The sequence below is a fragment of the Microcystis ichthyoblabe FBCC-A1114 genome (genome assembly GCF_050500245.1).
Lineage (GTDB): Bacteria > Cyanobacteriota > Cyanobacteriia > Cyanobacteriales > Microcystaceae > Microcystis > Microcystis ichthyoblabe_A.
Genome location: NZ_CP191408.1, coordinates 285421 through 296925 on the forward strand (window position 1 = coordinate 285421; position 11505 = coordinate 296925).

Consider the following 11505-nt stretch of genomic DNA (forward strand, 5'->3'; position numbering starts at 1 on the left):
ATCACCGCTCTTCAGTCAATTTGATATTAAGAGAATTACGCCATGTTTCAAAATCATACCAACCGCAACCTACACAGCCCTGTTCTGCTTCTGCTCCAGATTGAGGAATATTTTCCGGCCAGTTCTCTCCACCGGAATACCAAAATCTGATATCCATTGGTGTTCCTCGCTTACCAGTTTTAATACATTTTTCACAACTTCTTGACTTTAATAAATTATGATTTCCCGCACTATCTTTTTTGAGAAGCTGAAACTTGTTTCTCATCTCAGCTACACTCATATTGACATCATGACTTGGTTCACTTATCCCCCAACGTTCCATAGGAAAACGATGGTCAATAACCAGTTCATGTGACTGTCTGATTCTGTTTTCAATCACATCTTTATATCGATAAAACTCCAAAATTCTAGCCACTAATTGAGGCGGTATGTTGGCAGAGGCATTCGCCGCTCGCATCTCTCCAGTCCATCGATCCCAAGTTGTTGTTTTCTGACAAATTGGACAGTATTCTCGTTTTGTTTCTATTACTAGCCCCTGGCGACCGCTCCTATTTCCGCGCTCTAATCCTTGGATACCACCGCCACCAGCATATTGCTCCGATGCTATTTTTTTTCCTTCACAGGTACGACAATGCCAAGCTCGATCTGATAATAACTCGAAGACTTTGTACTGTGATGAACCCTGTTTAAACTTTGCTTTTATAGCTTCTACTAAATCAGAACTCATTCCGGTTTCTCTATTTCTATCTCTAAATTTTCCAGTAATTGGGATACAGTTATGTTTAAGCCCTTCGCCAGAGTGACAAGAGCGGTAAGAGAAGGATTTCTTACTCCTCGCTCTAGTCCAGATATATAGGTACGATCAAGATGGCAACGTAGCCCTAGTTCTTCTTGTGATATGCCTAAAGCTGCTCTATGCTCTCGGATCATTAACCCCAATGCCCTTAAAATTACTGCTTTTGATTTTTCCATAAAGTCTATAATCGTCTTTAGTGGACGATAAGTCCACGGACTATATGTCACAGGAATAATTTTCCTCTCCTCCCGTCAACCAAACAGCCTCTTAATCAGAATCAAAAGATCGTCAAGGCAGCTCACAGGGGGACAAAATCGGATTTTTTAGCAGTTTTTCCCCCGATAATTTAGGATAAAATAAAAATGCGATCGAGAGTTAATACCATGGCCCGATCGGCAGCTCGAGAATCGATGATAATTGAGATTAATGATCCCTTAACTCCAGCGAAAACTATTAACCTGATTTTCCCAGCCCAAAAATTCCCCCAAAATGCTTAATCCTCTCCTCTGGCAAAGTGCCAATCCCCACCCCGATAATCTGGAGAATTTCCAAATTATTAGCCAATGGTGGCAAGATTTAAATCTTAAGGAAGTCTTCTGGCAACAGCGTTTAATTCCCGATACTGGCTCTCTGGAAGATATTAATTGGGAGCAGCAAGGTTTTGATGAAAAGTTTAGCCTCCAAATGCCCCAAATTCGCGGGATTACCCTCTATTGGCATAAATCTACTTTTGCTGACGAAAGAAGCATGACACCTAAACAATTAATTTTAGATCGGGAACGGGAGCAATTAGACATTTATCCTCAATCCCAAGCTAGTTTAGTTATTCGGGTGACGAAACCCCATCTAGTTTATAAAAAATTCGAGCTAAAAAATCCTCTCCTAGTCGGCAAAAAAGCGGAAAGTGAATATATTTTACTGATCAGGGATAAAGAACAGCAAATAGAAGTTAAAATTAATCTTAGTCCTGAAAATTATCGGCAATTTCTAGAAACCATGACTGAGGAGCAATAATGTGGCAGGGAAACCTAGAACTAATTTACAAGCAAAAAAATCTCGCAACCCAGATTAATCACGTCTATGCTACCGCCCCTTTAAAAGTACAAAGACCTTTTTATCCCGAGGGAAAAAACCTTTGTCACACGGTGATTTTACACACTGCGGGGGGAATAGTTGGGGGTGATGTTCTTCAACAAAAAATTCATCTCCAAGCCGCTACTAATGCCCTGATTACCACTGCTTCTGCTGGAAAAGTTTACCAGAGTAATGGTCAGATGGCACAGCAATTAATCGAGATTAAAATCGATGACAATGCCGGTTTAGAATGGCTACCCCAAGAAACAATTATCTTTAATGGTGCAGCATTTCGCCAACATTTACGAGTGGATTTAGGGGAAAATAGCAGTTGGTTGGGATGGGAAATTACCCGTTTTGGTCGCAGTGCGCGAGGCGAGAAATTTTTAGCGGGAGAATGGCATTCTAATTGGGAAATTTGGCGCTCAGGACAACCTTTATGGCTCGATCGATCCTTCCTGTTGGGTGGTAAAATGATCGAGGGATTTTCTGGTTTAAATGATAGCGCCCTGATCGGTACTTTAGTTTATATCGGTCAACCGGTGGGCAGAAATTTAATTGAGAAAGTGAGAGATTTTTCCCTAGAAGGGGAGATGGGAGTTACTAACACTTTAGGAGATGGTCTTTTGTGTCGTTATCGGGGTAATTCTAGCGGTGAAGTGCGACAATGGTTTCAGCAGGTTTGGCAAATTTTAAGGCGAGAAATGAGCGATCGAGAGGCAATTATTCCGCGAGTTTGGTTATCTTGGTAAAGGCGGTCAATTTTAATTTTCTCAAGTCACTTGAATGCCTGTATCGGTGATTGGGGCTATCCAAAATTGTAGATCGGGAGCGACGAGAATTTCCTGGGCCTCTTTAACGATAGTTTCCGCCACTTCTTGAGATGAACAGAGAGTAAAAACCGTCGGGCCAGAGCCTGACATCATCGTTCCCAAGCCGCCTAAATCCCCTAGAACCTGTCTTAACTCTGCTACGAGGGGAAATTCCGGTAAAACCACCTTTTCGAGGTCATTATGGATAAATTTGCCGATAGCGGCTGGTTGTTTATGGGCGATCGCTTGTACCAAAGCCCCAGAACTTACCTGCTGACGACGGTGATGAAATTCCTCTGGAGAAGACAGATAGGTATCCTGAAATTTTTGCCGATAGCTTTGGTAGGCCCAGGGTGTAGAAACGGATAAATGATCGTATTTAGCTAAAATCACCCATAATCCGGTTAAAGGAGCGATCGGATCGAGAATTTCTCCCCTTCCCGTACAGATAACCGTTCCTCCTGTCACACAAAAGGAAGTATCAGACCCCAATCTTGCCGCTAAAGTTTCTAATTCCGGACGGGTTAACCCTAATTCCCAGATTAAATCGATACCGACTAACACCGCCGCTGCGTTGGTGGAACCCCCCGCTAAACCGGCAGCCACGGGAATATATTTCTCGATGGTGATATCGATACCGCCGTAATTGGCAAAGAGACGGGGGAATTCCTTCGCCATCAAAGTGGCGGCCCGATGGGCGAGATTACTGCTATCTTGGGGGACGAGGGGATGAGAGCAAAAGAGGCGGAATTCCTGCAATCCGTTGGGCCGGAGAGTGATGCGATCGCATAATGCCACCGTCTGCATCACCATGACTAACTCGTGGAAACCATCAGGGCGATCGCCAACGATTTCTAGATATAAGTTAATTTTAGCGGGGGCTAGAAGGGTATAACTGTGCATTTGTCAAGGAAAAAAATCTAAAATTTTGGCAATTGACCTAATTTTTCCGCCAAGTCAATCCATTGCGATAAACTGAGATCTTCGGCGCGAGCGAGGGGATTAATTTCTAATTGTGTCAGGATTTGGCTTAATTGATCGCTATCTAGACAATTTTTTAGATTATTGCGTAACATTTTGCGCCGGTTGGCAAAACCAAGGCTAACTAAAGTGGACAAAAAGGCCGCATTACTGACATTATTCGGCAAAACACGGGGTAAAAGCTGAATTACCGCCGAATCCACCCGGGGAGGTGGGGAAAAGGCTCGCCGGGGTACATCACAAATCCATTGACAATCGGCAAGGTATTGAACGCGGACGCTCAAAGCACTGTAAGCTTTGGTGGAGGGGACAGCGACTAATCTTTCGGCGACTTCTTTCTGGACTAAGAGGGTAATACTCTGGTAAGGGGGGGTGAAGGGATGGGCGATCGAACCGAGCAGCTTTTCGAGGATCGGACCGGTGATATTATAGGGAATATTAGCCACTACTTTATTAACCGGCGGCAGTTGCTCCGGTTTAAGGCTAAGAAAGTCGCCCGGGATGAGATGAAAGTTATCTTGTTGGCCAAATTTTTTATTTAAAATTGTCCATAGATCTCGATCGATTTCTACAGCGACAACCAATTGAGCGCCATCGAGAAGACGACGGGTTAAAATGCCTGTACCCGGACCGATTTCTAATACCCGATCCTCTGATTGTAAATTAGCAGCGCCGATGATGCGATCGAGTATCGATTCATCTTTTAACCAATGTTGTCCAAAACGTTTACGCGGTTGAATTTTCATACCTCTATTTTAAAATCAGAGGGTTGTTCTCGACAATAACACCCCTGAAAATATGGGCCATGCGATCGATAAACGCATCAATTATCATAGAGCCTAGGCAAAGATAGCAAAAAAATTAGATACAATGTCAGATTTGAACGATGTTTTCGCAATTGTAGCCGGAGCGGTTCCGGGGGCGTTATCTCGTTATCATATTACCGAATGGACAAAAGCAAAATTCGGCTTGCGCTTTCCCTATGGAACCTTTATTATTAATTTAACTGGCTGTCTAGCTATCGGCTTTTTTTGGGCTATTTTACCCAGTTTTCCCTTTTATTCCCACGCACTAGATTTAATGGTTAGAACGGGATTTTTAGGAGCTTATACCACCTTTTCTACCTATAGTTTAGATATCTTGATCCTCTGGCGCAATCAGCAAAATTTTCTCAGTCTTTTTTTTGCCGTTGCTAGTATAATTTTCGGATTGATTGCCGTGAGAATCGGGGCAGCTATTGCCCAATTTTTTCTAGGTTAAGTAGGTAGGCGTTAAAAACTATCAGATGCCCCCCTTATCAAGGGGGGATTAAGGGGGGATCGAACCTAAAATCCATTTTTAATTTAATTATAATCAGCTACTTAATTCTCCAATTTATTGACTATTGAAGGGCAGGAGAGACAGCATGAATTTTTTCAGGGGACGTTATAGTTTATTCGTGGCGATTGGAGCTATTTTTGGGGCTTTGAGTCGTTTTTATATCGGAGAATTAATTGACAGTATTTTCGGTCAAGAATGGGGATTTTTGGGGACATTTTTTGTCAATATTTCTGGTTGTTTAATTATTGCCTATATTTTTACTATGGTTAAGGAAAATATTCGCATAATTGCCCCAGAATTAGGATTGATGATTGCCACGGGTTTTTGTGGTTCCTATACAACTTTTTCCACCTATAGTTTGGAGGTCAACAAGTTTTTAGAGCAGGGAAACGTGACTTTCAGTTTAATTTACTGGTTGGGCAGTGTTCTTGGGGGGATGATTGCGCTTAAAATTGGAGTTATTTTAGCAAGAACAGGTTTTCCTAGATGAATTATTAAGGGCGCAAAAATAGATAAATATCTAAGCACAATTGAGACCATCTTTTTCCTTTCCTACTCAGTGTTAATAAGTAATGTCTCCATTGGTTTGAAACCAATTGACGGCATCAGCTAAAGCTTGTCTAATCGGCGATTGCGGTAAGCCCAGTTCTTGCACTGCCTTCGAGGAATCGTAGTACATGGACTGTTTTGACATTTTCACGCCATCAAGGGGTATAGAGGGCGATTTTCCGAAGACAGGAAGAACTTTTTCATCCAACCAAGATATTAGTAAAGGAATCCAAAAAGGTAAAACAATTTTCGGGGCATTTATGCTGGTAATTTCGGCTAATTCTGTTAACAAAGTTTTTAAAGAAGTGTTTTGATGACCTAAAATATATCTTTCGCCAGTTCTGCCCTTTTCTAAAGCTAATAAATGTCCCCAGACCACATCGCGCACATCAATTAGATTTAATCCCGTATTCACATAAGCGGGCATTTTTCGCCGCAAAAAACGGAGAATAATGTCGCTGGTGGGTGTAGGCTTGATATCAAATGCTCCTATGGGCGTACTAGGATTAACTATAACGATATCCTGTCCTCTTTGTACTGCTTTGAATGCCTCCTGTTCTGCCCAATACTTCGATTTTTTATAATAACCCACTAATTGATGGGCGGGACTTTGATAAGTTTCATCGACACTTTCACCCTTTTTACCTACTCCAATAGCCGCCACAGAACTGGTATAAACTATTCTGGTAATTCCCGCTAAATGCGCCGATTCCAGGACATTTCTTGTGCCTAAAACATTGTTTTGGTAGAATTGATATCTATCCTTTTGCCAGAGAGAATAGTGCGCCGCTACATGAAAGAGAACTTCGCATCCGACCATTAATTTAAATAAGTTCTCATCATTTAAATTACCCCAGACAATTTCGAGATCTAAACCCCGCAAATTTCTGAGATTACTCTGGGGACGGACGAGGACGCGCACTTGGTAGCCTTCGACTAAAAGCAATCGCACCAAATTCGCCCCGATAAAACCTGTTCCACCCGTCACAAAAGCACGCATTGCTCAAACTTTCCCCTATTTTTGCTTCCTATCGGTAACTGAAATTTAATTACCTTAACTTCATCATTACTATACCTTAATCTTAGTCAAGATTTAAGCTTTTCTTGATACAATTTCAGGGCGGGTTATCTTAGACTAAGAGCAGCCAATCTTCAGTAAAAATGCTCCTATGAATCCATCTCCAGAGTCAACTTTTGTTTGTCCGATTATCATCGAAGATGATAGAACAGGATTAGACACAGAAACTATCCGACGGGCTTTAAGGGATAATTTACTCTATATTCAAGGTAAATTACCGGAATTAGCCAGCAAAAACGATCTTTATATGGCCCTAGCTTATACCATACGCGATCGTTTATTGCAGCGTTGGTTAACCACCCAACAAACCTATCTAAAAAAAGATGTCAGAACCGTTTGTTATCTCTCGGCCGAATTTTTAGTCGGTCCCCATTTAGCTAATAATTTAATTAATCTCGGTATCTACGAACAGGTCCAGAAAGCTGTCAGCCAATCGGGATTAAAACTAGAAGAATTAATTGCCCAAGAAGAAGAACCGGGGTTAGGAAATGGTGGTTTAGGTCGTTTAGCTGCCTGTTATCTCGATTCCCTTTCTACCCTAGAAATTCCAGCTATTGGTTACGGTATTCGCTACGAATTTGGTATCTTTGATCAAGAAATTCACGACGGTTGGCAGGTGGAAATAACCGATAAGTGGTTACAGTATGGAAATCCCTGGGAAATTGCCCGACCGGAAGCGGGAGTAGAGGTAAAATTTGGCGGTTATACCGAATCCTATACCGACGAAAATGGTAATTATCGCAGTCGTTGGATTCCCGATTATGTAGTCAAAGGAATTCCCTACGATACCCCAATTCTCGGCTATCGAGTTAACACCGCTAATACCATGCGTCTATGGAAGTCAGAAGCTTGTGAATCTTTTGATTTTGGACGCTTTAATCGCGGCGATTATTATGGTGCGGTGGATAATAAAGTTCACTCGGAAAATATCAGTAAAGTTCTCTATCCTAATGATGAACCAATTCAAGGCAAAGAACTACGTTTAGAACAGCAATATTTCTTTGTTTCCTGTTCTCTACAGGATCTAATTCGTATTCACCTGTACGAGAACCCCAGTCTAGATAATTTTCATCAAAAATGGTCGGTACAATTGAATGATACTCACCCTTCTGTCGGGGTAGCTGAGTTAATGCGCTTGTTAATTGATGTGCATCATTTCGATTGGGATAAAGCTTGGTTTATCACTCAAAATACCTTCGCCTATACCAATCATACTCTTTTGCCAGAAGCTTTAGAAAAATGGCCTTTGAGTATTTTTGGTCGTCTTTTACCGCGATTAATGGAAATTATCTACGAAATTAACCATCGTTTCTTGGATAAAATTCGCATTATTTATCCCCATGATGACGGCAAAATGTCCCGTTTATCTATAATCGATGAAAGCGGCGAAAAATACGTCCGTATGGCTCACCTTGCCTGTGTGGGTTCTCAGGCAATTAATGGGGTGGCAGCCCTCCATACAGAATTACTGAAAAAAGATGTTCTGCGCGATTTCTATGAACTCTTTCCCGAAAAGTTTAGCAACAAAACCAATGGAGTTACTCCCCGGCGCTGGATAGTTTCTAGTAATCCCCGCTTGACTTTTGCGATTACCGAAAAAATCGGCGAAAATTGGATTAAGCATCTGGAGGATTTACGCGGTTTAGAAAACTATGTGGATGACGGTGGATTTCGGGACTCTTGGCGACGAATTAAATACGATATTAAGGCAGATTTAGCCAATTATATCGCTAAAAAAGTCGGCATTAAAGTTGATCCTAGTACCCTCTTTGATGTGCAGGTAAAACGCATTCACGAATATAAACGGCAACATCTCAACGTTTTACATATCGTCACTCTCTATCATCGCCTCAAAAATAATCCCAATCTCGATATTACCCCCCGTACCTTTATTTTCGGTGGTAAGGCAGCCCCGGGTTATTTTATGGCGAAATTAATCATTAAATTGATTAATTCTGTGGCAGAAGTGATCGATAATGATCCGACAATTGGAGGACGGTTAAAAGTGGTTTTCCTACCCGATTATAATGTCACCTTCGGTCAACGGGTTTATCCAGCTGCCGACTTGTCCGAACAAATTTCCACGGCCGGGAAAGAAGCTTCGGGAACTGGTAATATGAAATTCTCTATGAATGGGTCCTTAACTATCGGCACTCTCGATGGGGCAAATATCGAAATTCGTGAAGAGGTGGGAGCGGAAAATTTCTTTCTTTTCGGCTTGACAACCGAGGAGGTTTATGCTAAGAAAGCCGCCGGTTATAATCCCCAAGAATACTATTACCATAACGAAGAATTGCGGGCAGTATTAGACCTCATTGGTTCGGGATTTTTTAGCCGGGGTGATAGTAGTTTATTCCGTCCGCTTGTGGATAATCTTATCTACAATGATCCCTATATGTTACTGGCCGATTATCAGTCCTATATCGATTGTCAGGAAGGAGTCGGTTGGGCCTATAAAGATCAAGAACATTGGAGTCGTTTAGCAATTCTTAATGTGGCCCGCATGGGGAAATTCTCTAGCGATCGATCGATTCGGGAATACTGCGAGGAAATCTGGCGGGTACAACCGGTAAAGATTGAATTACCCGATTATATTCAAGCTAATGCCGGTTTATCGGTAAATTAGAACAAATCTAGGCAGTGGGAACGTCTTCATCGATCCTACTGCCCACAGGATAACCAGCCTTGAGCGACTCTAATCTAGATTTTACGGGATTGACGGGGCTCGAACCCGCAACTTCCGCCGTGACAGGGCGGTGCTCTAACCAATTGAACTACAATCCCATTTTTGCGACAATTCCAATTGTAACTTCATCATCAGGGTTATGTCAAGCATCTCTGGGAAAATTTTTTTTGAGGGAGTGGGGAGAGAGGAGATGGGGAGAGGGGGGAAACAATTGATAACTGGGTTTTGAAAGTTGGATTGGGAGTTAATCGTACTATCGATCAAAAACGGATTTGCTATACTTCAAACGGTCACAATGCGAGTTTTTGCGGCTCTTCTCGACTTTGTATGATAATCAGTGCTGATCATTCCTAGTAGTCTTGCTAGGCAAGGCTTTGAAGACTATAGTTCTGGAAAATTATCCCTATTCCTCTTCCTTCCACACAGAAACGAGAAGATCCGTGGCTCTTCTCGACTTTGTGTGATAAGTTTAACTTATATAGTAGCGATCGATCTTTGTGTCCTCTGTGTCTCTGTGGTTCGTTCCACTCCCTCGCCCGCAAGACTGTATCTTAGAATACATTTTACCCACCAAACCGGGGAGAGCCGATCCGTTAGTTAAAGCCAAAAAATCCCAATCAAGTCAATCAGGAAAAATGTAAAGAATTATCAAAAAAAGTCCTTGAGCTAACACCCGCAGCAAAGACTTTGAGCTAGAATCCAGTTGTGGACAGACTAAGAAGGAGGTTTCTATGAAACTTAACTTGTTCGCTTCACTAATGGCGGCTAGTACGCTGGCTGTTGGGGCTTTGGCTATTGGTGGGCAGCCCAGTTCTGCTCAAACTCAGAAGTTTTTTTGCAGTATGAGCAGAGAAGGAGGACCTGCAACCTTTGTTGTCACTGAACTTGCGGGTAATGTTGAGCTAATTCGTTGGCAAGACGATTCTTTTCCTCCACCTCATACTCCTCAACAGCGTTGTGTAATTGTATCTCAAAGATTCCAAAGATTTTACTCCAATGGTACATTGAAGTTTATTAAAGCGGCAATACTCAGAGGGGAACCTATCTTGTGCGTTGCCACTTTTAAAGGCGGCCCTTGTCTTAAAGACGGAGTGCTAGTGACTTTCAAACGCGGGACAAATCCTGAGATTATTTTAGAACAGATCAAAGATAATGCCAGACTTGCTTCAGGTAAACCCGTCCTTCTAAGTGGGGATAGCGAAATTTCCAAAGTCAATGGCGAATTCTACCTAGATGTAAACAGTTTGTTGGGAGGGGTGGATCCTTCAAATTTTTTCTCGCCATTTGATCAAAATTCAGACATTTGGGATCAGTGAGTGAATTACAAAACAAACTAATATGCGGTGGTGGACAGTAATAGTAGTTGCTTGTATGGGGAGTTCATCGATCTTCATTCCTTTTGGGTTGCTCAATGGTGGGGTGTCTATTCCAAGTAGAGACTCAAAGATTTCTCTTTTGGGTTTATCTTGGCAAGCGGCTGGGCTATCTTTAATATCGGAGCAATTGCCAAAACAGGCTCAGTCTATCACAGTCAGAATTCTCTCAAGAGAAGTCATAGGGTCGGGATTCCTAGTAAACCGGCAGGGAACAGTTTATACAGTTCTGACTAATGCCCATGTCCTGAGATCTGGTACTCCCCCATATCATATTCAGACTTCAGATGGCCATGTTTATTTAGCTAATTTATTCCAGTCTGTATCATTTAAGGGTAATGATTTGGCTTTGTTGCAGTTTCGTAGCTTTAAGGTTGTATATAAAGTAGCGTCTTTTGGTGATCCTGCGATAGTGGGAGAAGAGGTGTTTGCTGCAGGGTTTCCCTTGTCAGTAGAATCATCTACAAGGCCAATCTCACCGTCCATTACAGACTATAATACTGGCTTTGTTTTTACCAGCGGGAAAGTCACGCAGATACTAAGTAAGCCCTTAAAAGGTGGCTATCAAATTGGCTATACTAATGTAATTGAAAAAGGAATGAGCGGGGGGCCACTATTCAATCATCGGGGTGAAGTTATTGCTATTAATGGAATGCACGCAGAACCTCTCTGGGATATTCCCTATGAATTTACAGATAATTCTGAAGCAACACCAGATCAACATAAGAAAATGAGCCAATATAGTTGGGGAATCCCCATTGAAACCTTCAAACAGTTAGGACTTCCAGCACTCAGAACCCACAAGCAGTAGTAATTCTTCAAAAGAAATATGATAA

The 11505-nt window shown here is 42.0% G+C and carries 13 protein-coding genes and 1 tRNA gene; 8 read left to right on the top strand and 6 right to left on the bottom strand.

Annotated elements, in window-relative coordinates; genetic code table 11:
• Position 1 precedes the first annotated feature (1 nt).
• Together ACQY1Y_RS01365 and ACQY1Y_RS01370 are read right to left on the bottom strand one after the other, a co-directional pair.
• Positions 2–727 (bottom strand): hypothetical protein, encoded by a 726-nt coding sequence (locus ACQY1Y_RS01365; protein ID WP_016516842.1) that lies wholly within the window; start codon positions 725–727, stop codon positions 2–4.
• Positions 724–1023: a helix-turn-helix domain-containing protein gene (locus ACQY1Y_RS01370; RefSeq protein ID WP_223211029.1), complete on the bottom strand. Its 300-nt coding sequence runs from the start codon at positions 1021–1023 to the stop codon at positions 724–726. The genes ACQY1Y_RS01365 and ACQY1Y_RS01370 overlap by 4 nt, the downstream gene beginning before the upstream one ends.
• A 135-nt stretch (positions 1024–1158) precedes the next feature.
• Here ACQY1Y_RS01370 and ACQY1Y_RS01375 point away from each other — a divergent pair, with 135 nt between their 5' ends.
• The 3 genes from ACQY1Y_RS01375 to ACQY1Y_RS01385 are packed head-to-tail and all read left to right on the top strand — an operon-like array spanning position 1159 to position 2622.
• Positions 1159–1293, top strand: a complete 135-nt coding sequence (locus ACQY1Y_RS01375) for a hypothetical protein (RefSeq protein WP_002736832.1) — start codon at positions 1159–1161, stop codon at positions 1291–1293.
• Positions 1286–1810 (top strand): hypothetical protein, encoded by a 525-nt coding sequence (locus ACQY1Y_RS01380; protein ID WP_002737570.1) that lies wholly within the window; start codon positions 1286–1288, stop codon positions 1808–1810. Before ACQY1Y_RS01375 ends, ACQY1Y_RS01380 begins: the two co-directional genes overlap by 8 nt.
• On the top strand, positions 1810–2622 hold the full coding sequence (locus ACQY1Y_RS01385; RefSeq protein WP_430013815.1) for an urease accessory protein UreD: 813 nt from the start codon (positions 1810–1812) through the stop codon (positions 2620–2622). Before ACQY1Y_RS01380 ends, ACQY1Y_RS01385 begins: the two co-directional genes overlap by 1 nt.
• A 21-nt stretch (positions 2623–2643) precedes the next feature.
• Here the strand turns inward: ACQY1Y_RS01385 and ispE are convergent, their stop codons facing one another.
• Both ispE and rsmA read right to left on the bottom strand, forming a co-directional pair.
• Positions 2644–3585: a 4-(cytidine 5'-diphospho)-2-C-methyl-D-erythritol kinase gene (ispE, locus tag ACQY1Y_RS01390; protein WP_430013816.1), complete on the bottom strand. Its 942-nt coding sequence runs from the start codon at positions 3583–3585 to the stop codon at positions 2644–2646.
• Positions 3586–3602: 17 nt separating this feature from the next.
• On the bottom strand, positions 3603–4409 hold the full coding sequence (rsmA, locus tag ACQY1Y_RS01395; protein ID WP_430013817.1) for a 16S rRNA (adenine(1518)-N(6)/adenine(1519)-N(6))-dimethyltransferase RsmA: 807 nt from the start codon (positions 4407–4409) through the stop codon (positions 3603–3605).
• Between the two features lie 124 nt (positions 4410–4533).
• Here rsmA and crcB (ACQY1Y_RS01400) point away from each other — a divergent pair, with 124 nt between their 5' ends.
• Both crcB (ACQY1Y_RS01400) and crcB (ACQY1Y_RS01405) read left to right on the top strand, forming a co-directional pair.
• Positions 4534–4923 carry a fluoride efflux transporter CrcB gene (gene crcB / locus ACQY1Y_RS01400; protein ID WP_002795171.1) on the top strand — a complete coding sequence of 130 codons (390 nt, stop codon included), beginning with the start codon at positions 4534–4536 and terminating at the stop codon, positions 4921–4923.
• A gap of 145 nt (positions 4924–5068) precedes the next feature.
• Positions 5069–5473 carry a fluoride efflux transporter CrcB gene (crcB, locus tag ACQY1Y_RS01405; RefSeq protein WP_002735948.1) on the top strand — a complete coding sequence of 135 codons (405 nt, stop codon included), beginning with the start codon at positions 5069–5071 and terminating at the stop codon, positions 5471–5473.
• A 72-nt stretch (positions 5474–5545) separates the two neighbouring features.
• Here crcB (ACQY1Y_RS01405) and hpnA read toward each other — a convergent pair whose 3' ends face one another.
• Positions 5546–6532 (bottom strand): hopanoid-associated sugar epimerase, encoded by a 987-nt coding sequence (gene hpnA / locus ACQY1Y_RS01410; protein ID WP_430013818.1) that lies wholly within the window; start codon positions 6530–6532, stop codon positions 5546–5548.
• Positions 6533–6701: 169 nt separating this feature from the next.
• Between hpnA and ACQY1Y_RS01415 the strand changes: the two genes are divergently transcribed.
• The gene (locus ACQY1Y_RS01415; RefSeq protein ID WP_430013819.1) at positions 6702–9236 is read left to right on the top strand and encodes a glycogen/starch/alpha-glucan phosphorylase; all 2535 of its coding nucleotides are present in this window, start codon (positions 6702–6704) and stop codon (positions 9234–9236) included.
• Positions 9237–9320: 84 nt separating this feature from the next.
• Here ACQY1Y_RS01415 and ACQY1Y_RS01420 read toward each other — a convergent pair.
• Positions 9321–9394, bottom strand: a tRNA-Asp gene (locus tag ACQY1Y_RS01420).
• A gap of 633 nt (positions 9395–10027) precedes the next feature.
• Here ACQY1Y_RS01420 and ACQY1Y_RS01425 point away from each other — a divergent pair.
• Positions 10028–10612 (top strand): COP23 domain-containing protein, encoded by a 585-nt coding sequence (locus tag ACQY1Y_RS01425; RefSeq protein WP_287744920.1) that lies wholly within the window; start codon positions 10028–10030, stop codon positions 10610–10612.
• Between the two features lie 22 nt (positions 10613–10634).
• The gene (locus ACQY1Y_RS01430; protein WP_223210784.1) at positions 10635–11480 is read left to right on the top strand and encodes a S1 family peptidase; all 846 of its coding nucleotides are present in this window, start codon (positions 10635–10637) and stop codon (positions 11478–11480) included.
• The last annotated feature ends 25 nt before the right edge of the window (positions 11481–11505 follow it).

What these genes read in the sequence shown, in the direction of transcription:
- crcB (WP_002735948.1), top strand. Translation starts at nt 5,069, where the DNA reads ATGAATTTTTTCAGGGGACGTTATAGTTTATTCGTGGCGATTGGAGCT.
- crcB (WP_002795171.1), top strand. Translation starts at nt 4,534, where the DNA reads ATGTCAGATTTGAACGATGTTTTCGCAATTGTAGCCGGAGCGGTTCCG.
- ACQY1Y_RS01415 (WP_430013819.1), top strand. Translation starts at nt 6,702, where the DNA reads ATGAATCCATCTCCAGAGTCAACTTTTGTTTGTCCGATTATCATCGAA.
- hpnA (WP_430013818.1), bottom strand. Translation starts at nt 6,532, where the DNA reads ATGCGTGCTTTTGTGACGGGTGGAACAGGTTTTATCGGGGCGAATTTG.
- ispE (WP_430013816.1), bottom strand. Translation starts at nt 3,585, where the DNA reads ATGCACAGTTATACCCTTCTAGCCCCCGCTAAAATTAACTTATATCTA.
- ACQY1Y_RS01385 (WP_430013815.1), top strand. Translation starts at nt 1,810, where the DNA reads ATGTGGCAGGGAAACCTAGAACTAATTTACAAGCAAAAAAATCTCGCA.
- ACQY1Y_RS01365 (WP_016516842.1), bottom strand. Translation starts at nt 727, where the DNA reads ATGAGTTCTGATTTAGTAGAAGCTATAAAAGCAAAGTTTAAACAGGGT.
- rsmA (WP_430013817.1), bottom strand. Translation starts at nt 4,409, where the DNA reads ATGAAAATTCAACCGCGTAAACGTTTTGGACAACATTGGTTAAAAGAT.
- ACQY1Y_RS01425 (WP_287744920.1), top strand. Translation starts at nt 10,028, where the DNA reads ATGAAACTTAACTTGTTCGCTTCACTAATGGCGGCTAGTACGCTGGCT.
- ACQY1Y_RS01380 (WP_002737570.1), top strand. Translation starts at nt 1,286, where the DNA reads ATGCTTAATCCTCTCCTCTGGCAAAGTGCCAATCCCCACCCCGATAAT.
- ACQY1Y_RS01430 (WP_223210784.1), top strand. Translation starts at nt 10,635, where the DNA reads ATGCGGTGGTGGACAGTAATAGTAGTTGCTTGTATGGGGAGTTCATCG.
- ACQY1Y_RS01375 (WP_002736832.1), top strand. Translation starts at nt 1,159, where the DNA reads ATGCGATCGAGAGTTAATACCATGGCCCGATCGGCAGCTCGAGAATCG.